Annotated in this window: 21 protein-coding genes and 1 pseudogene; 17 read left to right on the forward strand and 5 right to left on the reverse strand. The window is 59.3% G+C overall.

The annotated features are described in order from the left end of the window. Positions 1-9: 9 nt before the first annotated feature. Complete coding sequence (locus J1W56_RS19230; protein WP_223614900.1) at positions 10-888, forward strand: ABC transporter permease; 879 nt, start codon at positions 10-12, stop codon at positions 886-888. A 16-nt stretch (positions 889-904) separates the two neighbouring features. Here the strand turns inward: J1W56_RS19230 and J1W56_RS19235 are convergent, their stop codons facing one another. Both J1W56_RS19235 and J1W56_RS19240 read right to left on the reverse strand, forming a co-directional pair. Further along, positions 905-2,347, reverse strand: a complete 1,443-nt coding sequence (locus J1W56_RS19235; protein WP_223614901.1) for a sensor histidine kinase — start codon at positions 2,345-2,347, stop codon at positions 905-907. After that, on the reverse strand, positions 2,337-3,005 hold the full coding sequence (locus J1W56_RS19240; RefSeq protein ID WP_105733521.1) for a response regulator: 669 nt from the start codon (positions 3,003-3,005) through the stop codon (positions 2,337-2,339). Before J1W56_RS19240 ends, J1W56_RS19235 begins: the two co-directional genes overlap by 11 nt. A gap of 236 nt (positions 3,006-3,241) precedes the next feature. Between J1W56_RS19240 and J1W56_RS19245 the strand changes: the two genes are divergently transcribed. Beyond that, positions 3,242-4,228, forward strand: a complete 987-nt coding sequence (locus tag J1W56_RS19245) for a DUF1402 family protein (protein WP_223614902.1) — start codon at positions 3,242-3,244, stop codon at positions 4,226-4,228. An 11-nt stretch (positions 4,229-4,239) separates the two neighbouring features. Here J1W56_RS19245 and J1W56_RS19250 read toward each other — a convergent pair whose 3' ends face one another. Next, positions 4,240-4,953: a transglutaminase-like cysteine peptidase gene (locus tag J1W56_RS19250; protein WP_223614903.1), complete on the reverse strand. Its 714-nt coding sequence runs from the start codon at positions 4,951-4,953 to the stop codon at positions 4,240-4,242. Positions 4,954-5,205: 252 nt separating this feature from the next. Between J1W56_RS19250 and J1W56_RS19255 the strand changes: the two genes are divergently transcribed. From J1W56_RS19255 to J1W56_RS19275, 5 genes are all read left to right on the forward strand, one after another. Further along, positions 5,206-5,772: a DUF4337 family protein gene (locus tag J1W56_RS19255; RefSeq protein ID WP_223614904.1), complete on the forward strand. Its 567-nt coding sequence runs from the start codon at positions 5,206-5,208 to the stop codon at positions 5,770-5,772. A 92-nt stretch (positions 5,773-5,864) separates the two neighbouring features. Further along, positions 5,865-6,143, forward strand: coding sequence for a metal/formaldehyde-sensitive transcriptional repressor (locus J1W56_RS19260; RefSeq protein ID WP_223614905.1), 279 nt, complete (start codon positions 5,865-5,867; stop codon positions 6,141-6,143). After that, the gene (gene dmeF / locus J1W56_RS19265; RefSeq protein WP_223614906.1) at positions 6,140-7,078 is read left to right on the forward strand and encodes a CDF family Co(II)/Ni(II) efflux transporter DmeF; all 939 of its coding nucleotides are present in this window, start codon (positions 6,140-6,142) and stop codon (positions 7,076-7,078) included. Before J1W56_RS19260 ends, dmeF begins: the two co-directional genes overlap by 4 nt. Before the next feature lie 316 nt (positions 7,079-7,394). Further along, positions 7,395-10,172, forward strand: a complete 2,778-nt coding sequence (locus J1W56_RS19270; protein ID WP_223614907.1) for an autotransporter family protein — start codon at positions 7,395-7,397, stop codon at positions 10,170-10,172. Between the two features lie 344 nt (positions 10,173-10,516). Continuing rightward, entirely contained in the window at positions 10,517-11,023 is a 507-nt protein-coding gene (locus J1W56_RS19275; RefSeq protein WP_223614908.1) for a Csu type fimbrial protein, read from the forward strand. A 50-nt stretch (positions 11,024-11,073) separates the two neighbouring features. Here the strand turns inward: J1W56_RS19275 and cfa are convergent, their stop codons facing one another. Next, positions 11,074-12,264, reverse strand: coding sequence for a cyclopropane fatty acyl phospholipid synthase (gene cfa / locus J1W56_RS19280; RefSeq protein ID WP_223614909.1), 1,191 nt, complete (start codon positions 12,262-12,264; stop codon positions 11,074-11,076). 96 nt (positions 12,265-12,360) lie between these two features. Next, positions 12,361-13,446 (reverse strand): diguanylate cyclase, encoded by a 1,086-nt coding sequence (locus tag J1W56_RS19285; protein ID WP_223614910.1) that lies wholly within the window; start codon positions 13,444-13,446, stop codon positions 12,361-12,363. A 456-nt stretch (positions 13,447-13,902) separates the two neighbouring features. Here J1W56_RS19285 and J1W56_RS19290 point away from each other — a divergent pair, with 456 nt between their 5' ends. The 10 genes and pseudogenes from J1W56_RS19290 to J1W56_RS19335 all read left to right on the forward strand — a co-directional run bounded on the left by J1W56_RS19290 (position 13,903) and on the right by J1W56_RS19335 (position 26,409). Beyond that, a complete protein-coding gene (locus J1W56_RS19290) occupies positions 13,903-14,931 on the forward strand; it encodes a substrate-binding domain-containing protein (RefSeq protein WP_223614911.1) in 1,029 nt (342 codons plus the stop codon). 69 nt (positions 14,932-15,000) lie between these two features. Then, the gene (locus J1W56_RS19295) at positions 15,001-16,536 is read left to right on the forward strand and encodes a sugar ABC transporter ATP-binding protein (protein WP_223614912.1); all 1,536 of its coding nucleotides are present in this window, start codon (positions 15,001-15,003) and stop codon (positions 16,534-16,536) included. Between the two features lie 22 nt (positions 16,537-16,558). Beyond that, complete coding sequence (locus tag J1W56_RS19300; RefSeq protein WP_223614913.1) at positions 16,559-17,548, forward strand: ABC transporter permease; 990 nt, start codon at positions 16,559-16,561, stop codon at positions 17,546-17,548. Between the two features lie 2 nt (positions 17,549-17,550). Then, positions 17,551-18,555, forward strand: coding sequence for a sugar-binding transcriptional regulator (locus J1W56_RS19305; protein WP_223614914.1), 1,005 nt, complete (start codon positions 17,551-17,553; stop codon positions 18,553-18,555). Further along, positions 18,552-19,544, forward strand: a complete 993-nt coding sequence (locus tag J1W56_RS19310) for an aldo/keto reductase (RefSeq protein ID WP_223614915.1) — start codon at positions 18,552-18,554, stop codon at positions 19,542-19,544. The genes J1W56_RS19305 and J1W56_RS19310 overlap by 4 nt, the downstream gene beginning before the upstream one ends. Before the next feature lie 11 nt (positions 19,545-19,555). Next, positions 19,556-21,300 (forward strand): annotated as a pseudogene (locus J1W56_RS19315) (glycerol-3-phosphate dehydrogenase/oxidase). Further along, a complete protein-coding gene (locus J1W56_RS19320; RefSeq protein ID WP_223614916.1) occupies positions 21,273-22,115 on the forward strand; it encodes a class I fructose-bisphosphate aldolase in 843 nt (280 codons plus the stop codon). Before J1W56_RS19315 ends, J1W56_RS19320 begins: the two are co-directional and overlap by 28 nt. Positions 22,116-22,148: 33 nt before the next feature. Further along, on the forward strand, positions 22,149-23,678 hold the full coding sequence (locus J1W56_RS19325) for an FGGY-family carbohydrate kinase (protein ID WP_223614917.1): 1,530 nt from the start codon (positions 22,149-22,151) through the stop codon (positions 23,676-23,678). After that, positions 23,675-25,291: a GMC family oxidoreductase gene (locus J1W56_RS19330; protein WP_223614918.1), complete on the forward strand. Its 1,617-nt coding sequence runs from the start codon at positions 23,675-23,677 to the stop codon at positions 25,289-25,291. The genes J1W56_RS19325 and J1W56_RS19330 overlap by 4 nt, the downstream gene beginning before the upstream one ends. A gap of 233 nt (positions 25,292-25,524) precedes the next feature. Further along, positions 25,525-26,409 (forward strand): helix-turn-helix domain-containing protein, encoded by an 885-nt coding sequence (locus J1W56_RS19335; protein ID WP_223614919.1) that lies wholly within the window; start codon positions 25,525-25,527, stop codon positions 26,407-26,409. Positions 26,410-26,428: the final 19 nt, after the last annotated feature.

Below are 26,428 nucleotides of genomic sequence, written 5' to 3' on the forward strand. Positions count from 1 at the left end.
AATTCCATCATGACCGATACCCCATTGGAAAATATCGCTCCGATTTTCCGCGCCGGAACCTCGGATGCAGAAATAGAGGCCGCGGCTCTCAAGGCAATTCGACGCCGCAAACACGCTGTCCTGTTCTGGCGGCTTGTCATCCTGGTCGGCATTCTCGGCGCCTGGGAACTTGCAGCCAACAGACTTTGGATTGATCCGTTTTTCTATTCCAGCCCAAGCGGCATTGTCATGCGCCTGTATGAATGGATCACGGAGGGCACCGCCGAAGGGTCGCTCTGGTTCAATCTGTGGGTCACCATGGAAGAAGCATTGATCGGCTTTTTTGCAGGCTCCATTGCCGGCGTGCTGGTTGGCATCGGCCTTGGCCGCAACCAGTTCCTCTCCGACATTTTCTCGGTTTATATCAAGGCGATCAACTCGATCCCGCGCGTCGTTCTTGCCCCGATCTTCATCATGATCATGGGGCTGGGACTGGCATCCAAAGTCGCGCTGGCCTTCATCATGGTGTTCTTCGTGGTGTTTGCCAATGCATTCCAGGGCGTGCGCGAAGCCGACCGCAACATGATTGCCAATGCCCGTATTCTCGGGGCGTCCAACTGGCAGGTGACGCGCACGGTAATCGTACCATCGGCGATGAGCTGGATTTTCGCCAGCCTGCACGTCAGCTTCGGCTTTGCCATCATCGGCGCGATCGTTGGTGAATTTGTCGGCGCACGCTTTGGCATCGGTCAGTTGATCTCGATTGCCAAAGGCACATTCGATGCGGCCGGCATGTATGCCGCCATCATCCTGGTGATGCTCGTTACGCTGCTGGCGGAAATGATCATGACCATGATCGAAACCCGCTTGGCAAAGTGGCGCCCGCAACAGCACACCGACATGCAGTAATTCAGCATGCCAGCGATCAAGACAGGACCGGCTCGCTCCGGTCCTGTTTTATTGTTGGCAGCTTGATGTCCACAGTCAATCCTCCGCTCGGGGATGTGCCCAAACTCACCGTACCGTCAGCGCCGTCGACGACTTCCTTGACGATGGCAAGGCCCAAGCCGCTACCCTCGGGCTGCACGTCCATGATGCGGTAGAACCGCTCGAAAACCTTCGCTCTTTCATCGTCGGGTATACCTGGCCCGTTGTCTTCGACACGAAGCTGCACCCATTCGTCACCTTTGGAAACGGAAACCGTGACGGTGCCGCCAACCGGCGTGTAGCGCAGGGCATTGTCGATGAGATTGACGATCATCTCGGACAGCATCGGGCCGTCGCCTTCGACGAAAGCCGGTTCGCTTGCTTCGAAACCGAGATCGATCTGGCGGCGCAAGGCCGTTTCGGCATAGGTGTCGAGGACCTGCCGTGTTGCCGCGGTCATATCAACCCTGTCGCGCCGTGGCCTGCGGCTACCCGGTTCGGCGCGCGACAATGTCAGCAGCTGACTGGCGAGGCGGGCGAGCTGCTTCGTGCTGGACCGGAGAGCCTGCAAGGCCTCGTTGCGGCGGTCGTTGTCCTGTTCCCGCGCGGCAAAGCTTGCCTGGGTCGCGACCAGGGTCAGGGGGGTGCGCAACTGGTGCGCCGCGTTGGAGACGAACCGCCTCTGTGCCGCCATCTGGCTTTGTACGCGCTCCATATAATCGTTGAGGGCGTGGACCAGGGGACGCAGTTCGGTCTGCACGGTTTCGGGGGAAAACGGATCAAGCCGCTCCCGTCCCTGTTCGCGCACCGCATCGCGCAGGCGCAGGACCGGGGTGAGTCCGCGCTGCAGCCCGACAATGGCGACAAAACCGGCGACGAGAACCAGCAATACCTGTTTGGTGAAATCCGACAGCCAGAGCCTTTGCCGCATGGCCCGTTCGCCATTCAGCGTCACCGCGACCGACACGGACACTTCGGCATCCCGCGCCAGGCCGATCACCGGGTGGTTCAATGTCAGCACGCGTACCGGAGAGTCTCTGAAAACCGCATCTTCGCCCACCTGTTCCTTCTTGGGTTCGGGCAGGTTGTCGAAGCCGGAGACCAGGGTTCCCCATGCTGTCAGCACCCGGTAAAAAACCCGGTCGCCATGGCCGATATCGAACATCTCAAGCGCAGCGGGCGGAATATCCACGGCAACTGTCCCGTTGGTGTCCACCGTCACAGCTTCGGCAATCACCCGGGCGGACGCCAGCAGCAGCTGATCGCTGACCAGATCGGCGGTGGCCTCGGCAGATTGAAAGCTGATGACGAGATTGACGCAGATCACACCGATCAGCGGAAGAACGATCCAGAGTAGAAGCTGGACCCGCAGGCTCTCGCTCAGCCGTTTCCACAAACGGCGGAATTTCGACTGCGTCTGGGGCTTGCCGTCACTCGCCATGGCGCAAAAGATAGCCCATGCCGCGCAATGTCGCGATTTTCACCGAACTGCCTTCCAGCTTCTTGCGTACCCTGTGAACATAAATCTCTATGGCATTTGCATCGGCCAAATCATTGAAACCGAAGACACTTTCGCACAGGACAGTTTTGCTGACCGTCGTCCCCGCCTTGAAGATCAGGTGCTCCAGCACCGCATGCTCGCGCGGTGTCAGCGACATGAGCTTGCCCGACAGAAAGAACTGCCGCGTCCTGCCGTCGAACAGCAATTCACCCAACTCGATCTCGGGATTGGCCCGGTTATGCCCGCGGCGGAGCTGCGCCCGGATCCGCGCCTCCAGTTCGGCGATCTCGAATGGTTTGGCCAGGTAGTCGTCGGCGCCTTCGTCGAGCCCTGCAACCCGGCCGCCAAGGCTTGCATTCGCGGTCAGTATGATGACCGGAACGGTACTGCCGCTCTTGCGCAGGCGTCGCAGCACGGTCATTCCGTCCATTTTGGGCAGGGACAGATCGAGAATGACAAGGGCATAGTCGGCGACCCGCAGTGCATGGTCGGCATCCTCCCCATTATAGACGGTATCGACGGCATAATGGGCCTGCCGCAGCGCCTTATCGAGCCAGGATGCCAAATCACGATTGTCTTCAACGAGGAGTATGCGCATGCGCGTAGGATATACTACGGGTGCAGGAATTTACCAATGTGCCTGGTCTTTTTATGGACAAACATGATTCTTGCATCTCGCCAGCGCAGGGATTCATGATAAGAGCGCCAGGTGTGGAAAAGAGCCGCAGGTGCCGACCCAATCTTTACCACAATCATACCTGCGTGACATTCCTACCTGTATATTTCGAGCGCATGCTTCCCCTATGCTTTCGGTCAAGAATGGAGACGTACTTTATGAGCTTTCCCGCGGTATCTCGCTTGGCCGCAATGCTGGTCATCGGCATTGGCATCGGTAGTTTCCTTGGGCAACCGGCCGATGCTGCCAATGAGGTGCTGGTGCCGCCGGGCAACCGTTCCGAGACGCAGCCACCCATCCCCAAGACATCGGCGGACCGGGCAAAAGCGTTCAACACGACATATGACGAAAAATACAAGCAGATCATTGCGCTGCTCACGCGCGAGACAAAGCTGGTTGCGCAGATCAAGGATGCCGCCCGCGCCTATCACATCGATCCCATTCACATCGTCGGTGCGCTGGTCGGGGAGCATACCTACAATGTCAGTGCCGTCGGCAAGGTGCAGACCTATTATGTCAAGGCGCTGGCCTATGCCAATGCGGACTTCTCCTTCCGGTACAAGGGCGTCACGATTCAGGCTTTTGTCAAAAAGCCGGAATTTGCCGCCTGCGCCGCGCTGACAGCCAGCGCCGAGCTGTGGAATTGCCGCGATCAGGTCTGGGACGACCGGTTTCGCGGCAAGACCGTCGATGACGTGGCCTATGAACCCATTTCACTTCAGCGGGCGTTTTTCCAGCCGTTCTACGGCGGTCAGACGTTTGGCCTCGGTCAGATAAGCCCGCTGGCGGCCCTGGAGGTGACGGACCTTGTCTCGCAGGTCAGCAAACTTCCAAAGCTTTCCCCCGATCAGCCTCAGGCGGTTTATCGCGATGTCATGGATCCCGACCGCAGCGTCGTCTACATCGCGGCAATCGTGCGCGATGCCATCGACGCCTATGCGGCGCAGGGTTTCGACATTTCGAAGAATCCCGGCATCACGGCGACCCTGTACAATGTCGGGCAGCCACGGCGCCGGGCCGCCGAGTTGCGGCAGGCAATCGCAAGCGGCAGCAACCGCAAATATCCGGTCGAAAACTATTATGGCTGGCTGATCAATGAAAAGCTCGATGACCTCGAGGGCATTCTTCAATCGAACGGGCAGTGATCGGCGTCAGATCAGTTTCTTGCCTGAAGGTTTGCGGTGGAGGCTCTTGATGCGTCTCCACGCAGATTGATGGATACCCAGATGTTGGGATTTTGCTGCGACTGACGCTTGAGGAAATTATAGCCGGTGACGTCCCATGGCCGGACCTGGTCAGCCAGGTTGTCGAGGACGAAATCGCCGCGGTCGGTCTTTACCGTCAGGATCGTGTGACCTTCGTCGCTCAAATCGCGCACGATGGTCATGAGCAGCGCCTGCCGCGGAAATCCGGCATCGAGCAGAAGCTTGCGCTTGTAGAGGGCATAAATCTTGCAGTCGCCCTTGCCGTCGACCGGGTAATCCCAGTGATCCATCATCGTGCCCCAATGCTCAAGATTGCTCATCGGTTCGATGGAGGCATTCACCTCGCGGTTGATGCGTTCAAGATAATTCCATGTCTCGGCCGTGAGTTTGACATCAGATGCCGGCAGCGGCGAGACATTGCACTCCGCGGGACGCCGGCCGCAAAAATCCACCCAGCCATAGGGAATGCTCGTCTTGCCGCCGGTGGCTGCAGCGCTTGCCGCCAAGGGCTTCGTGCTGCCGGGGATCGCGCCGAACAGGGCCGCGCGGCGCTCGAAGGACACGGAGCGTGCCGTGGCCGCGGTGGACGGATTCGAGGAACCCGCATGCGTCAGCGATGAAAGACCCAGAAACACACAGATCGCAACGCTCAACACACGCAACATTGCCGCTACCCCAACAAACTCTTAACAAGGAGTTAACGCCAAAACGGCTGCCTCAATCAATCAAATGTTAAACAAATGGTTAATGGTCGTCAGTCGCGTTGCAAGGTTTCTCCGCTCGTATCGATCAGCAATGAGGTATAAGTTCCATACGGCATGGGGCGCCGGACAGGGGATGCATACACGGTTCGCATTCACCACAATTCGAACACACTGCGAGCGATCCCCTGGCATCAGGATAATCGGAGAATCTCGATGGAAGAAATCTCGTCTGAAGCATTTGAACACACGGAACATGCCCAGCACGCCCTGCACAGCGAGAATGCCTTTCTCGCCATTGTTGCGGTAACGATTGCGGTTCTTGCTGTCGTCGCTGCGGGCGTCGGCAGTCTGGAAACAATCGAGAGCGGCGGGGCCACCGCGGCCAAGACCCAGGCCGTGCTCTTCCAGAACAAGGCAACGGATAACTGGAATTTCTTCCAGGCCAAGAGCCTCAAGAAAAACATGTACGATATTGCTGCGGCGCAAGGCGGACCAAAGGCGGCCGACTTTGCATCCCAGTCACAGCGCAATGAAGCGGAAAGCCAGGAGATCCAGAAAGCGGCGCGGGATTTCGAGGTCAAATCGGAGGATGCATTGCAGGAAGGCCTCGTCCACGAAGGGCGGCATCATCACCTGACAATCGCAGCGACGTTCCTGCACATAGCGATCGCGGTCGCGACCATTGCCATTATCACCGGCGGCCGCCGCTGGCCCTGGTATGCGTCCATTCTTCTCGGAATCATCGGCACAATCATAGCCGGCGCGACCTACGCGATCTGATCTGCTTTCCCTCGTTTGATCGTCAGCGCCTCCCATAAGGGGCGGGCAGAATATGTTGCATCTTTCCCCAATATAGGGTAGGGGGGTATATTATGTCACATACAACCAAAGAGAAAGCCAAGCTCCTTGCCCGCGTCCGCCGCCTGAAAGGGCAGATGGAGGCAGTGGAGCGCGCGCTGGAGGCGGAAGTTGCCTGCGGTGAAATCCTCAATCTCGTCGCATCCGTCCGTGGCGCTGTAAACGGCCTGGTTGTCGAGCTGATCGAAGATCACATTCGCATGCATGTGGTCGATCCGGACAAGGACCCCGATGTGGAACGGGCCCAAGGCGCTGCGGAACTCATCGATGTCGTAAGGAAGTATCTCAAATGAAAAATCACCACGCGGCACGGTCAAATACCGGTTCGCACGACCATATATTCCTTGGCCAGAACCACGCGCGCAACGAACGGCGCACATGGATGGTTATCGCCTTGACCACCGTCATGATGATTGCTGAAATTGCTGCCGGAACCGTCTACGGTTCAATGGCGCTGGTGGCGGATGGCTGGCACATGTCAACCCACGCGGCGGCAATGCTGATAGCAGCCTTGGCCTATCTCTATGCGCGAAAGCACGCGCACAATTCGCGTTTCACGTTCGGAACCGGAAAATTCGGTGACCTGGCGGCCTTTGCCAGTGCGGTTGTTCTGGCTCTGATTGCGCTGCTGATTGCCTGGGAAAGCTTTGTCAGGCTGGCGAATCCCGTTCCGATCAATTTTCCCCAGGCAATATCGATTGCCGTGGTTGGTCTGGCGGTCAACCTGCTTTCCGCCTGGCTCCTGCGCGATGATCATTCGCATCATGGAGACCATGATCATCATCACGATCACGCGCATGCGCACGACAATAACCTTCAAGCGGCCTATATCCACGTGCTCGCTGACGCACTGACTTCGGTGCTGGCTATCGGTGCTCTTGTAACCGCAAGTCTCTATGGATGGCTTTGGCTCGATCCGGCCATCGGCATCATTGGTGCGCTGGTCATCGCCAATTGGTCGTTTGGGCTCATCCGGCGTGCCGGGGGCGTGTTGCTGGACTATGTTCCGTCAAGCGAGGATCTGCCGGAAGAAATCCGTTCGGCCATCGAACGGGAAGGGGATGTGATCACGGATCTGCATGTCTGGCAGCTGGGCCCGGGTCATCACGGTGCCATTGTTTCGCTGGTGAGCGATCATCCGAAAGCGCCGTCTTCCTATCGGGCAAAGCTGTCCCACATTCATGATCTGTCGCATGTGACGGTCGAGGTTGAGCATAAGGCAGCCTGACGACTGCGACAGAATTGATTCCCATGCGCCAATGATTCTCATGGGGTTGCCTTTGGAAAGCGTGTATTTCCGAGGCCGGCGTTAACCTTTTCTGGGTACCTGCTTGTAGTGAATAAACGCGCAACAGAAGGCATCGCGCGTTTATTCCACACTCTTTGAAAGTAGCGGTGCTTAATTGTGTTATTTTTGCCACTCGATGTTTATTCTGTGTGGATTAAGCAGGGAAATACTCTGAACTGACTAGCCTCATTTCAACAAAATATGCATTTTGTGCTGCTTGGGTGCGTGTTCGCACCGGAATGCTGGGGGAGCCACCATGCGTTTTTCCGTGTTGCACACGCGATTTCTGTCTCTTTTTACCACAACAGCACTCATCTCAATTGCCAGTCCATCCATAGGTTGGGCTGCATGCAGCAGCCTTGCGCCGGTATCGGGCCAGACGATCACCTGCGATACCTCGGCACCCAATCCCGCGACGGCGGGCGTGCATGCGGTAGCGGGAAGCTCCGGCGTCAAGGTCAACATTGGCAGTGGTGCCCAGTTGAATATTGTCCGCAGCCCCACCGAGAACTCCGGTGTCAGTGTCGTCGATGGCAGCACTGTCGTGAACAACGGCGCGATATCACTGACGGGATCGGGCAGCACGGGACTCAATCGCGGTGCAGGTCTGGTCGGCACCGGAAGCAACAACAGCCTGACCAACAACGGTTCGATCAGCACGACCAACCAATACAATGACGGCATGGCCGCAGACGGCTCCGGCAATACGCTCACAAACAATGGCACGATCACGACAACGGGACCCAACGCTTACGGCATGACGGCCAGTTGGGGGCAGAGCGGCGGCGGATCACCGAACAATACCCTTATCAACAATGGAACGGTTACAACCAACGGAAGCAATGCGCGTGCAGCCTCCATTCTCGGGCAAAACGGAACCGTCATCAATACCGGTACATTGACGACAACCGGCAACAGTGCCCCAACGGTTTACATGCAGGGCACCAATGCCCGTCTCACCAACAGTGGTGTGATTCACGCGCAGGGTGGCGCGGCATCCGGTGGCTTGCCTTCGGACGGCGTGTTTTCGAACACGCTGGGGTCGAGCTTCAACGCGACAATCGAGAATTTGGCTGGCGGTCAAATCATCAGCGATCAGGGCCCCGCGATCCGCACGCTCAACGGTCCGACCAAGATCACGAATGCCGGGTTGCTGAGCGGCGGCAATGGTTTCGCCCTGAGCGGCGGCACCGGCAATATCGACTTCACGCTGCAGACCGGCTCAAAAATCATTGGAACCGCCAATGGCGGGGGCGGCAGCAATCAGCTGACCCTTCAGGGGTCGGGGCTGATCGACAACGCCTTTACCAATTTCCAGACGATGTACATGAAGGGTACTGACTGGACATGGGCGGGAACCGGAGATTTTCACGACAGTTTCATCCAGACAGGCAACTTCACTCTGCAAAAGGACCTGACCGGCAATGTAACCGTATCGTCGGGGGCGAAACTGCTTGCCGGAGGTGGCTTCAATCCATCGATCACGCCATATGCCGGCGGACCGGCAATCACTGTCACCAATGCGGGTGTCATCGATTTGACCAATGGTTCGGGCGCTGCGGGAGACCGGCTGACCATCGTGGGCAACTATGTCGGCAACAATGGCTCTCTTCTCCTGAACACCGTTCTTGGCGATGACTCCTCCGCATCGGATAAACTCGTTCTATCCGGTGGAACGGCGACCGGTACAACAGGCATTGCCGTTACCAATGTCGGAGGGACCGGCGCTGCGACGGTGATTGACGGTATCAAAGTGATCGATGCCGTGAATGGTGCGACAACGGCCGGGAGTGCATTTTATCTGAGCGGCCGCGCAGCGGCCGGGGCTTACGAGTATTTTCTGTTCAAGGGGGGCGTCAGCGCGAACACGACCCAGAATTGGTACTTGCGCTCGGAATATGTCACCCCCACGCCGACGCCGGACAATCCGACGCCGACGGGACCCGTCATTGCGCCAACCGATCCGGCAACGCCAAACGTTGTACAGCCGCCCGTTCCGGGCGGACAACCGCCGGAACCCGGTGCAACACCGGTTACCCCGGTCGTTGAGGAGCGGGGTGGGGTGTCCGTGAGCGTCGTGCCGCTGCTTCGTCCGGAAGTCGCGACCTATTCCGCACTTCCGCCGGCCGCCAGACTGGCAACGCTGGCAACGCTGGGCACGTTCCACGAGCGCCGCGGTGAGCAGAGCGTCCTCACGCCGGGCAGTGACCTGTCGGCGGCCTGGGGACGCGTTTTCGGTCAAAGCATCGAGCAGGGCTGGGCAGGCACGGCATCACCCTCGATTGACGGATCAATTTGGGGATTCCAGACAGGTATCGATATCCTGCGCCGGCAGAGTGAAGGCGGGCATCGGGATATTGCGGGTATCTTCTTCGGTTATGCCGGCATGAATTCCGATGTCAAAGGTCAGGCCCTTGGCTGGAACAATTTGAGTACGGGCAAGATCAAGGTCGACGCGACAAGTGTCGGCGGTTACTGGACACATATTGGCCCCTCCGGCTGGTACCTGGATGGTATTGTGATGGGGACCTGGTATGGCGGCAATGCGCGCTCGGTGAGTGGAGCCGGCATAGACAATGACGGCAGCGGCATTACCGTGTCGCTCGAAGGCGGCTATCCCTTCGCACTGACCGACAACTGGCTGCTTGAACCACAGGCGCAGCTCATCTGGCAGCGCGCCTGGCTCGACAATCAGCAGGATGCGTTCTCCGGTGTTTCGTTCGACAGCAACGATGCCGTCACAGGTCGCATCGGTGCGAGGCTGCAAGGCAATTACCAGACCGCGCGTGGATTGTTCCAGCCCTACCTCAAGGCCAATCTCTGGCACAATTTCAAGGCCACCGATACGGTGCTGTTCGGCACCGATCCGATCACGACCCAGGCGGAAAGCACGTCACTCGAATTGGGCGGCGGTATCGTCCATAACTTTACCAAGAATGTGAGTGCTTTCGCCACCGCGGACTACACCTTTGACGTGAGCGGCGAGCGGAAGCGCGCCTTCGAGGGGAATATTGGCCTGACCGTGAAGTGGTAGCAGCCAGTCTTGCAAGCCGCCCCTGGCATCGTGGCTCGTGGAGCGCTCATTTGAAGTGTTCCACGTGTTCACCTTCAATTGCGCCGGCATGTTGCATGGAAAGCCATGTATCGGATAGATGAATGACAGGGCTGGTGCGTTAATATTCCGCAACCAGATACTTAACGTAAATTCATTTACCAATGATACGTGATTAAATCTTGCCTCGTTGAGGGTGAATAGTAGACCTTCGATAAGTTCTTTTAAATATATAAGAGTTAAGTATTATACAGTGAATAACTACTGAGTCCTTTATAGAGAATCGGAGGTGCTTGTCAGCGGCAAGCAAACCTTGAGGAGGATGAATGAGTTTCGGATATTCGGTACGCAGTTTCACAACAGTCGGGCTGGCCGCTTTGCTTGGCCTTTCCAGTCCGGCATTGGCCGCCACGGCCACCGGTACCTTTACAGTCCAGATCGCTATTCAGGCATCCTGTGTCCTGGTGAGCACCGCGATGCTCACCTTCACCGCCGTGGGTGTGATCGCGGCAAATGACGATGTGTCCACCACGCTTTCCGTGCAGTGCACCAACACGACGCCGTACAACATCGGCCTTGACGTGGGGGTCGGCACCGGTGCGACGGTTGCTTCGCGCAAGATGACCGCGCCCGGCGGCGCGCTGGTGAACTATACCCTCTATTCCGATACCAACAGAACCACCGTGTGGGGGCAGACCATCGGTACCGATACGGTTTCAGCCTCGGGTACCGGCGCCGCGCAATCCTATACGGTCTACGGGCGGGTTCCCGTCCAGACAACGCCAGCGCCCGGCACCTACACCGATACGATTACGGTGACCGTCACCTATTGAGGATAAGCCGAATACGGGCGGCTGATCTGCCGCACGGGCCTTGCTCTCGTTCAGGAATGCCGCTGATATCCTCCGGCAACACCCTGGGGTGAGAGGACCGTCTGCCAAAGCTGGATCTGGCGCGCCCGAAAGCATCCGGCCATGCACAACAGATAGTAGCGCCACATGCGATAGAAACGCTCGCCATATTTGGAAGCAAATTGCGGCCATGCGGCTTCGAACCGCGCATGCCATGCCAGCAGTGTCCTGTCGTAGTCGGCACCGAAATTGTGCACGTCCTCGATGACGAAGCGGCCATCCACGCTGGTGGAAATCTCAGCCAGGGACGGCAGTTCGCCGTTGGGGAAGATATACCGGTCAAACCACGGATCGATCATGTTCCGGGTGCGTTTCCGCCCGATCGTATGCAGCAGGAACAATCCGTCATCCGACAGGCTGCGCCTGCAAGCGTCAAAGAAAGCGGCGTAGTTCTTGTGCCCGACATGCTCAAACATGCCGATCGAGGCAATCCGGTCGAATTTCTCAAGTCCCTCGACATTGAACGAACGGTAATCCGCGAGGCGGAATTCGACGGGCAGGCCCTTCAATGTCTGTTGCGCGAATTCCGCCTGTTCCCTGGAAATGGTCAAGCCCACACAGGAGACGCCATAGTTCTCGGCGGCAAACTGCATCAGGCTGCCCCAGCCGCAGCCGACATCCAGAAGGCGCATGCCCGGTTGAAGACCGAGCTTGCGGCAAACGAGATCGAGCTTTGCACTCTGGGCGTCGTCGAGATTGCCGGCGTCTTTCCAGTATCCGCAGGAATAGGTCATGCGACGGTCAAGCATCGCGGAAAACAGGTCATTACCGGCGTCGTAGTGCTCTTTGCCGACCTGCCAGGACCGCCTGCTGTTCTGCAAGTTGAGCAATCGCGCCCGCAGTGTTTGCAACACGTCCTTGGCCGTCACATGTTCGGTCAGATTGGCGCGAAATATGCGGTCAAAGAACTGATCCAGCGCCGCACAGTCCCACCATCCGTCCATGTAGCTTTCGCCGAGGCCCAGACTGCCTTGCCCCAGGATGCGGGTTGCGGCTCTCGGATCCTTGATCTGGATGTCCCAGGGGGCGTCGCCGTTGACGCGAATGCCAGCACGGCCCAGAAGATTGCTCAATGTACCGAGTGCTGAAGACTTGCTGCCGTTGGCCGGTGCCAGCTGTGGTTTGGCTTCTCTCTTTGATGCGTCGTCGAAATCCAAGTCCATGTTTGCTCCAGCGCTGGTGCTTCAAGTGTGCCGTTGGGATCGAAACCTGATTTGCAGCCATATGAGCAGAAAGGACGACGCAATGTCAAAAATTGTTCAGGCGACTTCCACCCGATTGCGTCCGCTGGTTTTCGCGCGATAGAGCGCCCTGTCTGCCGCTTTCAGCAATGCTTCCATGCTGGTGTGCTGCCCGTTGAGACTGGCAACGCCCGCACTGACCGTGACGGTTACGTTCTCAAGGTCCGTGGAAAAGCGCGCAAGCTCGATCTCGCTGCGCACCCGCTCGGCGAGTTCATTGGCTACATTCTGCGGCGTATTCGTCAGCAGCAGGACGATCTCCTCGCCGCCGTAACGGACAACAACGTCGGTGATGCGAACATTCCTGCGGATGATGGCCGCGACATCCGCCAGCACCATGTCACCCGTATCGTGACCCCACCGGTCATTGATGGCCTTGAAATGATCGATGTCGATCATGACCAGGGAACAATGGGCTGCCTTGGACTTGTTGTCATTCATGGCCCGAAGCGCCGCGCGATCGAAAGCGCGCCGGTTCTGCAGCTTTGTCAGCGGGTCCACCCAGGCTTCGTGCTCCAGAGCCCGCATGATCCGCAGGCGCGACTTTTCCCGCTCGAGAAAATCCGAGAGAATCACGACATTCACAATATTGGCGATGACGACGGCAAAGAGGGGAAATCCGACGATCGTTGCAATGATGTCGTGCGGCAACAGGCTGATCGAGACGAGCGACAATGAGGCGAGCATGCCTGTCACAACGGAACGGATAAACCCGATCGGAAGCTTGCGCACGGGGATAAGCGCGACCCCGCACCCTATGGCGCAAATCAGGACAATCGAAATCAGTCCCGGTACCACCCCCACGCCGCCGAGCCAGATTCGGTATCCCGCCATGAGCAGGGCGGCAACGATTGTGCCGACAGGCCCGCCATAGGGGTATGCGATGGCAAGCAATGCTGTCCGTCCATCAAAGATGACCCCCGGTGCGATGACAACCGGATCATTCATCGACAAGATTCCGCCGAGCGCCAGAAGAACGCCGACAGCCGCGCCCTTTTTCCACCCTTTGGAAAAGGTGCGGATGACGATGGAATAGCTGAGGATGACAAGCGCCGTCAGACCAAGGATACGAACAACACCGGTCAACAATATGCTGTAGTCCATGTGGCCCTCTTGGTGTTTGTGCATCAAACCTGGCCGCGGCAGATGATGAGCATATCAGATCAGCGAAGACAGAATGTGGCAAGCGCTTGCCGGTCACATTTTGTCACTGCCTTCACTTGCCGTGTATAGGTTGAGAAAAGGTCAATTCGGCGCGAGATGGATGAAACGTTTCATGGCGGGAGTTGTTTTCGCCCGCGCGGCCAGGTGGCAATCGTCACCAACCGGAGGCGCCATTCCAGCGGGCTATCAGGTGCGGGCATATCCGCGTCTGACCGGGCAAATCCTGGATTGCATGAATTATAATTCACGTTATGAATTATATTGACAGTCGCTTTGTCATACGCTTAGTTATCCCTGCCAGCACTCGAGGAGGATTGCTGGTCTTCATAAGGAACAGCGGCCGCCATTCAAGGCGCCACACACCAATGGGAGGGGCTTCGGCCTCGAGGAGGACACTTGCGCACTTTTCTGGGCACGACCGCCATGGCGGTCCTTGCGACCACACTCTTTGCATCATCGGCGAACGCGGAAACGGAAAATCCGTTCCGCTGCAAGCCGGGTGAAAAATACGTCATGAACGTCATGGTTTCGGGCGTTGAATACTGGTTTCCCGTCTATGAAATGTTCAAGCAGGCGGGCAAGCAGCTGGGCTGCGAGACAGCCTATACCGGCACGCCGGAATATGACGTCAACAAGCAGATAGCGAGTTTCGATCAGGCGCTGGCGCAGAACCCTGCCGGTATTCTGGTGCATCCGATGAATTCCGATCCCTTCATCGAACCGATCAACCGGGCGGTCGACCAGGGCACGGCGGTCGTCACCTTCGCGGCCGACTCGCCGCTGTCCAAGCGGATTTCATTCATCACCTCGGATAACAAGCGTGAAGGCATTTATGCAGCCGACGCCATCGCCACGAAGCTGGGCGGCAAGGGCGAATATGCCGTTCTGGAAAATCCGGGCCAGGACAATCATGACCGCCGCGTCACGGCCTTTATCGACCGGATGAAGGAAAAGTGGCCGGATATGAAGCTGGTCGGCAGGGCGGCGTCGAATCAGGACCCGACAAAGGCGTATCAGGGCCTGATGAGCATCGCCCAGGCGAATCCCAATCTGGCAGCCGTCTTCATGCCGGAAGCCAACTCGGCGATTGGCGCCGCGCAGGCCAACAAGGAAAGCGGCGGCAAGATTCTCGTCATGTGTGCCGACGTCAATGCCAATATCCTTGATATGATCAAGGCCGGTCAGGTCTTCGGCTCGATCAATCCCAATCAGGGCATGCAGGGCTATATGGGTTTCATGCTGCTCTGGTTCGCCAAGCATCCGGAACTGATTGATCCCATGAACGATGCCAAGCGCGCCGGGTCCAACCCGATGAGCATCCCGTTCGTCGACAATGGCCTGTCCATTGTAACAGCCGACAATGCGGATGACTTCTTCTGGGACAAGTACCTCAAGCGTCGCGGCACCAAAGGCATCGACGAGTAGTCTTCGCAGACGGCTATCCGGGCCCGCAAGGTCCGGATAGCCTCGGCGAACGGAAGGGAGAAAGGCGCGATGGCATCGGAACCGGTCTTGAGTATCCGCGGTATCACCAAGCATTTCGGTGCGGTGAAAGCGCTGACGGGCGTCGACTTCACTCTGGCGCGCGGCGAGGTCCATGCGCTTTGCGGTGAGAACGGTGCCGGAAAATCCACGCTCATGAACATTCTTGCCGGCGTCCTTCAGCCCGATGACGGTGAGATTCTGCTCGATGGCAAACCGCAGAAGATCGGATCGCCTTCGGTTGCGCAGTCACTGGGCATCGGACTGGTGCACCAGGAAATCGCGCTCTGTCCCGACGCCAGCATCGCCGAAAACATTTTCATGGCGACGACAAGCCGTCGCCGGTCGTTTCTGATGAATTACCGCAGGCTGGAACGGGACGCGCAGGCGGTCATGGACCGCTTGGCGCCCATTGACGTCCGGCAAAGGGTCGGCGACCTGGCGATTTCCAGCCAGCAGCTGGTGGAGATTGCCAAGGCGCTCACGCTCGACTGCCGGGTGCTGATTTTCGACGAACCGACGGCGGCGCTGACGGAAGCGGAAACGCGGATACTCTTCGGCATCATCCGGGAACTGAAGGCGCATGGCATTTCCATTATCTATATCAGCCACCGGATGGCGGAGATTTTCAGCCTGTGCGACCGGGTCACCGTGCTGCGCGACGGCCGCTATGTCTCCACCGAAGATATTGCCGATGTCACTCCCGATGACGTGGTGCGGCGCATGGTGGGACGCGAGATCACGCAGCTCTATCCGCCCAAGCAGATCGAAACCGAGCGCTCGGGCGAGACAATCTTGTCGGTTCGCGCGCTTGGCGACGGGGGCCGTTTCAGCCGCGTGTCGTTTGATCTGAAGCGCGGCGAAATCCTCGGGATTGGCGGGCTCATCGGGTCCGGGCGCACCGAGATTGCCGAGGGCATCTGCGGTTTGCGTGCGGCTGTCGAGGGTGAGGTTTCCCTGCACGGCACGTCTCAGACCATTCGAACCTATGCCGATGCGGTCCGGGCCGGCATTGTCTATCTCTCCGAAGACCGCAAGGGCTCGGGCGTTTTCCTGGACCTGTCGATTGCCCAGAACATCTCTGTCCTCAATCTGAAGGCAGTCACCGGTCATCTCGGTTTGATCGATGCCAAGGCCGAAGGCCAGCTCGCCCGCGATTTTGCGCGCAGGCTCGGCGTGCGGATGAACCATGTCGACATGCCGGTGTCATCGCTCAGCGGCGGCAACCAGCAGAAGGTGGCCATCGCCAAGCAACTGGCGGTCCAACCCAAGGTTATCCTGATGGACGAGCCGACGCGCGGCATCGATGTGGGCGCGAAATCCGAGATTCATCAGCTTCTGCGCGAACTCGCGCGCTCCGGGATCGGCATTGTTGTCATTTCCTCGGAGCTTCCGGAGCTGTTGGGCCTGTGTGACCGGGTGCTTGTCATCCGCGAGGGAACGGTGGCCGGTGAACTCGGCAGCGATGAAATGAGCGAAGAAGCGATTATCCGGCTCGCATCCGGACTGAAACATACAGCGACGCATGCACCAGAACATGCAGCCTGAAAAGCGATTGGGAGATACACGAATGGCGGTCGAGACGATGACGGCAAAAACGGTGCAGGTTTCATCCTGGAAGAAATTGGGCTCGATGCGCGAAGCCGGTCTCATCGCCATCATTCTCGCGCTCTGCATCGCGATGAGTTTTGTCTCGCCGCATTTTCTGACGCTTGGCAACTTCCGCGCCATGCTGATGAGCTTTTCCGTGGAAGGCATTGTCGTTGTCGGCATGACGATCCTCTTGATCGTCGGCGGCATCGATCTCGCCGTCGGTTCGGTTGTCTGCTTTGCCATGGTGCTTTCCGGCACGCTGTTCCTGGCCGGGCTCGACCCGTGGACGGCCTCGCTCATCGGCATTCTGGCCAGCGGGCTTATCGGCTGTGTCATGGGGTTCTTCGTCACGGTGGTGGGGCTCAACCACTTCATCACCTCGCTGGCCGGCATGGTGATCGTGCGCGGCCTGTGCCTGATCATCACCAAGGGAACGCCGCTTTCGCTTTTCACCCTGCCGCCCGCATTCAAGGCAGTCGGGCAGGGTTCGTTTTACGGGGTACCCTACGTCATCCTCATCTTCTTCGCGGTGGTCATGCTGTTCGATTTCCTGCTGCGGCGCGCCACCGCCCTGCGCAAGGTTTTCTATACCGGCAGCAATGAAAAGGCGGCGCTTTATTCAGGCATCCGCACGAAGCAGGTCAAATTCTGGGTGACGGTTCTCTGCTCGACGCTCGCGGGGTTCGCCGGGGTGATCTACATGTCGCGCTTTGGCGCGGCGACACCGACCTTCGGCGTCGGCATGGAGCTCAACATCATTGCGGCTGCGGTTATCGGCGGTGCCTCGCTCAATGGCGGGTCCGGCACGATCCTTGGCGCCATCCTTGGCATAGCGCTGCTGTCGCTCGTCACCAGCTCGCTGGTGCTGCTCGATGTCTCCGTCTACTGGCAGGACATGATAAAGGGGTGCATTCTTCTGACGGCCGTCTCCATCGACCATTTCCTGCACAAGCGGAAGGCCTCCTGACCATGGCGATTGTCAAACTCAATCCGAAACACGCGGCGCCGCGCGAGGAAATCGTTATCGCGCGGCAGATGCACCAGGCGCTGGTCCTGCACTTTCTCGAGGGGTTGACCCAAGCGCAGATTGCCGACCAGCTTGGGCTTTCGCAGCCGACGGTCAACCGCCTCATCAAGCGCGGCCGCCAGCTTGGCCTCGTCGAGATCAAGATCAAATCGCCGGTCGAGCCGCTGGTCGATATGGAGGAACAGCTGCTGGCGCTGGGCGGTATCAGCCGTGCCATTGTCGTGCCGACGGTGTCCGACAATCCGCAGACGGCGCTTCAGGCGGTCGGCGAGGCTGCGGCGCGATTGCTGATCGAGGAGATCACCGATGGCGATACGATCTGCATTACCGGCGGCAAGGGTGTCAGCGCCGTGGTTGCCGGATTGCAGGCGCCGCGCCGTTTCGATGTCGAGGTGATCCCGGCCACCGGCTGCGTCCAGGGCAAGCACTATACCGATGTCAACCATGTCTCGACCCTGATGGCCGACAGGCTCGGCGGGCACGCCTACCAGATTCACGCGCCGCTGTTTGCCGATAGCCCTTCCGAGCGCGCCATGCTGATCAACATGCGCTCGGTCGCCGATGTCTTCAAACGGGCGCGCGAGGCCAAAATCGCCGTCGTCGGTATCGGCTCGATCCTCACGGATGACTCGAGTTATTACGACCTGCATCCATCATCGAGCACGGATCTCGAGGCGATCGAGCGTTCCGGCGCGCGCTGCGAACTGCTGGCCCACTTGCTCGATGAGCGCGGACAAGTCTGCGATTACAGCCTCAACGGTTCGCTGGTCTCGCTGACACTGCAGGAGTTCGCCTCCATTCCGACCAAGATCGGGGTTGCCAGCGGACCGAACAAGGCGCGGCCGATCCTCAGCATCATGCGCGGCAATCATCTGGACACGCTGGTGACGGACGAGGCGACGGGACAGCGCATTCTGGACATTGCCTCTGAAGGAGAACAGGCATGAGCAACGAGCAATTGACGCGGGCAATCGGCAAATCCGGCGTGCAGGCGTCGGCTGTGGGGCTGGGGACATGGGCCATCGGCGGCTGGATGTGGGGCGGCACTGACGAGCAGGAATCGATTGCCGCCATCCAGGCATCGCTGGATGCCGGTGTCAGTCTTATCGACACGGCTCCCGCCTACGGGCTTGGGCGTTCGGAGGAAATCGTCGGCAAGGCTCTCAAGGGGCGCCGTGACAAGGCCGTCATTGCCACGAAATGCGGTCTCGTCTGGCACACAACCAAAGGCACGCACTTTTTCGATCAGGACGGCAAGCCGGTGCACCGCTATCTCGGGCGCGATGCCATTGTTCACGAGGTTGAGGAAAGCCTGCGGCGTCTCGGCACCGATTACATCGATCTCTACATCACCCATTGGCAGGACCCGACGACGCCGATTGAGGAGACGGTGCGGGCCATGGAGGATTTGCGCAAGGCTGGCAAGATCCGAGCCATCGGTGCGAGCAATGTCAATCTGGCCGAGATGAATGCCTATATCGCCACCGGCGCGCTGGATGCGATCCAGGAACGGTTCAGCATGATCGACCGGGAGCTTGAGGCCGAATTGCTGCCGGTAACGCGCAAAGATAACGTTTCATTGCTGAGTTATTCGTCGCTGGCGCTGGGTTTGCTGTCCGGGACCGTTGATCCCGGGCGCGTGTTCTCCGGCGATGACCAGCGCAAGGACAATCCGCGCTTCTCAGTCGATAACCGATTGAAGGCAAAACAGTTTGCCGACGCCATTCGGCCTGTCGCGGACAAACACGCAGCCAGCATCGCCCAGATCGTCATCGCGTGGACGCTGGCGCAGCCGGGCATCACCTTTGCGCTGTGCGGGGCGCGTAACCCCGATCAGGCGCTCGACAATGCGCGGGCGGGAACCATCCGGCTCGGCACAGACGACCTCTCGGCCATTGACGCGGCCATCGCAGTGCAACTGGCAGACATGAGGTAACAGGCTGCATCATGAACCGTGAAGAGATATTTGACGGACTTCGTCGAAGTCCGAAGGTGGACGTGTGCGTCGTCGGCGGCGGTATCAACGGCATCAGCGTCTTCCGCGAGCTGGCGCTGCAGGGCGTCAATGTACTGCTCGTCGAGAAGCATGACTACTGTTCCGGTGCCAGCGCTGCCCTGTCGCGCATGGTGCATGGCGGCCTGCGTTATCTTGAAAACGGTGAATTCAGCCTGGTGCGGGAATCGCTGGCCGAACGCGACCGCCTGTTGAAAAACGCGCCGCATCTTGTTGCGCCGCTGCCCACGACCGTCCCGGTCTTCGATATTTTCTCCGGTCTTGCCAATGGCATCGTGCGGTTTCTGGGGCTGAGCCGCAGGCCAAGCCGGCGCGGTGCGGTTGCGGTCAAGGCGGGCTTGAGCATTTATGACTTCCTGACCCGCAAGCGGGCTCTGATGCCGCGTCACCGCTTCCGCGGGCGGCAGGCGACACTGGCCAAATGGCCGGCGCTCAATCCCGCCGTCAAAAGCTCCGCGACCTATCACGATGCCTGGGTCAAGCATCCCGAACGCCTCGGCATGGAGGTGCTGAGAGATGGCCTTGCGGCGGGCGATCACGCCTGCGCCCTGAATTACGCCGAACTGCGGCGGTCTGCTGACGGCTTCGTCGTCCACGATCACGTCACCGGTGCGGCCACGCCAGTCGAACCCGCCTTCATCATCAATGCGACAGGCGGGTGGATCGATATCGCCAACGCCGGTCTGTTTTCGCAGGAAAAGCGGCTGGTGCCGCTGATGGGCGGCACGAAGGGATCGCATCTCATCATCGACAATGCGGACCTCGCCGGAGCCCTCGACGACCATATGATCTATTACGAGAACGAGGACGGGCGCATCTGCATCCTCTTTCCCTATCTCGGCAAGGTTCTGGTCGGTTCGACCGATATCCGCGTTGACGATCCCGAGAGCGTTCGGTGTGAGCCGGACGAGCGGGATTATATCCTGCAGTCGCTGGCCTTTGTCCTGCCCGGCATCCGCATCCGGCCGGAAGACATTGTCTTCCAGTTCTCCGGCGTGCGTCCCCTCCCGGCCAGCAAGGATGATTTTACCGGCCGTATCCCGCGCGATCACTACTGCACGATCATCGAACCATCCGATGGCGCGCCGCCGGTGCTGTGCATGATCGGCGGCAAATGGACGACATTCCGCTCCTTCGGTGAGCTTGCCGCCGACATGACGCTGGAACGCCTGCACCGGGCACGGGACGTAACAACGACAGCCCGTCCTATAGGGGGCGGACGGGCATTTCCGGAGGACATCGGCCAATGGATTTCGCGGATTTACGCCGAAACAAGCGTTGCTCCAAAACGGATTGCAGAGCTCTTTGAGCGATACGGTACTGATGCCGAAGCGATTGCACGTTTTATCGCGGCCGGCCCGGACACCGCCATGGCAAATGCCGGATATTCGAGCCGGGAAATCGCGTTCCTCATCCGCAACGAAGCGGTCGAACATCTTGACGATCTGCTGTTGCGGCGCACCACGCTCGCCATCAGCGGCCAGCTATCCCTCGACATGACGGAAGCGGTGCTCGATGTGCTCGCACGCGAAAGGGGCTGGTCGCCCGCCCGCAGGAAAGCAGAGCTTGACCGCTTCCTCACCCTTCTTGTCGAGCGCCACGGCGTTGGCCTCGGCACACTCACCGCACGCAATGAACAAGGAGTACGATATGCGCAACAATCTTAAGGTCCGGATGAACCGGCTGTTCGGCGCGGGGCGCTGCCTCGACGTGGCGATCGATCACGGCGTATGCAATGAGCCGTCATTCCTGAATGGTCTTGAGGACATGGCGGGTGTCGTCCGCGCGCTGGTGGCGGCAGGGCCGGATGCGATCCAGATGAATTACGGTCAGGCCGACCTTTTGCAGGATGTCGCCGGCAAGGACAAACCGGCGCTGGTCATGCGTATCGACATGGGCAATCCGTACAATGCCATCCGCCATCGCGACATGTGGGCGGTGCTGCAGAACGAGGCCGAGCCGCTGATCGGCGCAATCCAGATGGATGCGGCCTGCGTCGTCGTCAATCTTTTCATGTTGCCCGACGAGCCGGACCTGTTCCGTCAGTGCGTGCAGAATATCGCGCGGGTCCGCGCCGACTGCGACAAATACGGCATGCCCCTGATGATCGAGCCGCTCGTCATGCAGCCTGTCACGGAACGCGGCGGCTATATGGTGGATGGCGATGCCGACAAGATTGTCACGCTCACCCGCCTTGCCCGCGAAATGGGCGCTGATATCATCAAGGCGGACCCGACGACGGCGGCGGAGGATTTTCATCGCGTGGTGGAGGCGGCGCGGTGTCCTGTTCTTGTGCGGGGCGGCGGCAAGGAGGATTTGCGCATCGTCTTCGAGAAATCGGCGGCCCTGATGCGGCAGGGGGCCGTGGGCATGGTCTATGGCCGGAACATCTATCAGCACGCCAATCCCAGCGCGGTGGTGCGCGGGCTGATGGCCATTATTCATGACAATGCCAGCGGCGAGGATGCCTACGCGCTCTACCAGCAGGGCTGAGAATGAAAACAAGAACCTGAGGAGGGGTTCCGTATGGGAGAGTATCTTTTGGGTCTTGATGCCGGCAACACCATCATCAAGGCCATCATCTTCGACCGGCAAGGCAATGAGATTGCGGCGGCTGCCGAGGAAGGGCACAGCAGCATGCCGCATCCGGGGCACGTGGAGCGCGGGCTGGACGAGCTTTGGGCCAATGCGCGCCGGGTCATTCAACGCTGCATCGCCGACGCCGGAATAGGCCCGGAGCAGATTGCTGCCATCGGCTGCGCCGGGCACGGCAACGGTCTTTATACCCTTGACCGTCAGGGCAATCCTTTGCTGGCAATCCAGTCCCTGGACACACGGGCGGCTGATCTGGTTGAGGAATGGCAGGCGGAAGGTGTCGGCGACCGCACCTATCCGATCGGCCTGCAGCGGCCCTGGCCGTCACAGACGCCGACGCTGCTTGCCTGGATCAAACGCCATCGGCCGGAAACATTCGCGCGGATCGGCACGGTGTTCCTGTGCAAGGATTTCATCGTCAACCGCCTGACGGGCAAGCGCGTGAGCGAGGTGTCCGACATGGCAGGTTGCGGGCTGCTCGACGTCGCACAGCGGCGGTATGACCGCGAGCTGATGACCGCCTTCGGGCTCGGCGATTGCATGGACCTGCTGCCGCCGCTCATTGAAAGTGCCGATATCGCCGGAACGGTCACGCAGGCCGCCGCCGACCAGACCGGTCTTGCCATTGGCACGCCGGTCATTGGCGGCCTGTTCGACGTGATTGCCTCGGCACTCGGCTCGGGCGTAACCCGCACGGGTGCAGCGTCGATCATCGCCGGTACCTGGAGCATCAATCAGGTCGTCGTTGACGCGCCCCGCCTCAAAAAACCGTTCTTCATGTCGTCGACCTTCGATCGCGAGCGTTACATGGCGATTGAATCGAGCGCGACGTCGGCCGCCAACCTTGAATGGCTGGTGCGTGAGTTCTTCCACGGCGAACAGCCGGATGGAGGCTCGCCATTCGATCGCTGCTGTGAACTGGCGGCGGCGGTGGAACCGGCCGCCGACGATCCGATCTATCACCCGTTCCTCTACGGCGCGCAGCAGGACGGCAATGCCCGGGCAGGTTTTTATGGCGTCGCGGGCTGGCATACGAAAGGCCATCTGATCCGGGCCTTGCTGGAAGGCGTGGCCTTTGGCCATCGCCAGCACATCGAAACATTGCGGGACGCAGGCGCCAATTTCGACGAGGCGGTGCTGTCCGGTGGCGGTTCGCGCAGCCTGATCTGGCCGCAGATTTTTGCCGATGTCCTGGGGGTTCCGGTGACAGTGGCGCGATCGAGCCAGACCGGGGCGCTCGGCGCAGCAATCGCCGCGGGTACAGCGGTCGGCATTTTCCCCGATTTTGATGCCGGTGCCGCGGCCATGGTCGTAACGGAGCGGTCCTACCGGCCGGATGCTACAAGGGCTGGCCATTATGCCAGGCGCTATCAGCTCTATCGGGATATCGCCGATGCCATGGCGCCGGTCTGGAAGCGCATGGCCGCGCGTGACGCCGTGATGGCGGAGGCTGCAGCGTGAGCAATGCATCGCCAATAGAGGAAGGCGCCTATGATTTTATCATCGTGGGGGCCGGATCGGCCGGCTGCGTGCTGGCGAACCGCCTGTCAGCCGATCCGAAAAACCGCGTCCTCCTGCTCGAAGCGGGCGGCAGCGACCGCTATCACTGGATTCACGTGCCCATCGGCTATCTCTATTGCATGGGCAATCCGCGCACGGACTGGATGATGAAAACCGCTGCGGAGGCAGGGCTGAACGGCCGCTCGCTTCCCTATCCGCGCGGCAAGGTGCTGGGCGGCTGTTCGTCGATCAACGGCATGATCTACATGCGGGGGCAGGCCGCCGACTATGATGGCTGGCGGCAGGCCGGGAACGCCGGCTGGGGCTGGGACGATGTCCTGCCCTATTTCCTTAAATCCGAAGACAATTGCCGTGGAAGTTCGCCGCTGCATGGGGCAGGGGGCGAATGGCGCGTCGAACGGCAACGCCTGTCCTGGCCCATCCTCGATGCGTTCCGCGATGCGGCCGAAGAGCTTGGCATTGGCAAGACCGATGATTTCAATGGCGGTGACAATGAGGGTTCCGGCTATTTCGAGGTCAATCAGCGCGGCGGCGTTCGCTGGAACACCACCAAGGCGTTCCTTCGCCCTGCGTTGAAGCGGTCCAATCTCCGGGTATTGACCGGCGCGGAGGTGCAAAGGCTGGAGTTCGATGGCAAGCGCGCAACAGCCATCCGCTTTGAGCGAAACGGCCAGCTTTGCAAGGCTGCCGCTCGCGAAATCATCCTGTCGGCGGGCGCGATCAACTCGCCGAAAATCCTTGAACTGTCGGGTATTGGAGACTCTCATCTCCTGAAGCAGGCGGGTATTGAATCGTTTCATGACCTGCGCGGCGTCGGCGAGAACCTGCAGGATCATCTGCAGATCCGCACGGTTTTCCGCATCGAAGGGGCGAAAACGCTGAACCAGCTCTACCACAACCTCTTGTCGCGCGCCGGGATGGGACTGGAATACGCGTTGCGCCGTTCGGGGCCATTGTCGATGGCACCGAGCCAGCTTGGCATTTTTGCCAAAAGCGACCCCGCGCTGCTGACACCCGATCTGGAATACCACGTCCAGCCGCTCAGCACGGATCGCCTCGGCGAACCGCTGCACCGCTATCCCGCCGTGACCGTGTCCGTCTGCAATCTGCGCCCGGAAAGCCGTGGCAGCGTCCATGTCACCGGACCGGATGCCAGCCGGCAACCGGAAATCCGGCCAAACTACCTGTCAACGCCAGGCGACCGGCTGCTGGCGGCCCGGTCGATCCGCCATGCACGTAATCTCATGGCGACGCAAACCTTGAAAAAGTATCGTCCGTCCGAGATGCTGCCCGGCACGCAGTACCAGAGCGACGATGAATTGATCCAGCGCGCCGGGGATATCGCCACCACGATTTTTCATCCCGTCGGAACCTGCAGGATGGGCAGCGACGACCGGTCCGTTGTCGATCATGCCCTGCGGGTGCACGGTGTCGCGGGCCTGCGCGTCGTCGATGCGTCCATCATGCCAAACATCGTCTCCGGCAATACCAATTCGCCTGTCATCATGATTGCGGAAAAGGCAGCTGATCTCATTCTTCGCGGGGTGGAATAGCCCTGCTGTCGCGGAGCGCGGACCATATTCGTCTGGAGAACGCAGTATGGCCGTGGCAGTGAGAATTAACCTGTTCAGGGCCAAATAATGCAAAAAAAGTATCAATCTGGTGTTGGTGGCGTAGTAGCTATCGGCACTATCGGCGCTTACTATAAGGCCATAACGAGACTATGGCCTCTGGGAGGAGGCTGCCCAAGCCGGGTTGACACCGGCTAGTGCGGGAGGAGCGCCGAATGAAGCCGGATTTGGAAGTTGTTGCCGTCGGCATTGCCGAATCGTTCAAAGCCTGGGAGCACGGCTATCCCTATCGCACAGTCCGTTGGCATTTCCATCCGGAATACGAGATCCATCATGTCGTTGTCACGACAGGCCAGTATTTTGTCGGCGATTTCATTGGTGATTTCGAGCCCGGCAATCTCGTGCTGACGGGGCCGAACCTGCCGCATAATTGGGTCAGTGACGTGCCGCCGGGAACGAGTTTGCCCCTGCGATGCCGGGTGCTGCAATTCTCGGAGTCGTTCTTTTCAACCGCAAACGAGGCATTTCCCGAGCTGTTCGCGTGCAAGGAGATGCTGGAGATGAGCCGCCGGGGCGCATTGTTCTCCCCCCGGACAGCGGAATTGGTCGGTCCCTTGCTGGGAGAGCTTGTCGATGCGAGAGGAATCGACCGCATTCAGCTGTTCATGGGTATTCTCAATCATATGAGCAGCGCTTCGGGCACCAGGGAACTCGCGAGTGCGCGGTATCATCCCGACCCTTCCGGATTCATGTCGAGCGGGATGAACAAGGTTCTGGCCTATATCAATGCCAACCTGACCGGACGTTTCGTCGAAGGTGATCTTGCCGATCTGATCGGCCAGAACCCGAGTTCGTTTTCCCGCAGTTTCCGGCGCCACACCGGGATGGCGCTTGTCCAGTATGTCAACCGGTTGCGGATCAATTTTGCCTGCCACCTGCTGATGAGCAAACCCGACATGTCGATTACCGATATCTGTTTTACGTCAGGGTTCAATAATATCTCGAATTTCAATCGTCGCTTTCTGGAACAGAAGGGTATGGCACCCACAAGATTCCGAACATTATTGTCCAAAAATATAAGAGCGTCAGAAGCCGCCTGAACGGGAAGGACCGGGAAAA

The sequence above is a fragment of the Phyllobacterium calauticae genome, assembly GCF_019991125.1.
GTDB lineage: Bacteria > Pseudomonadota > Alphaproteobacteria > Rhizobiales > Rhizobiaceae > Phyllobacterium > Phyllobacterium calauticae.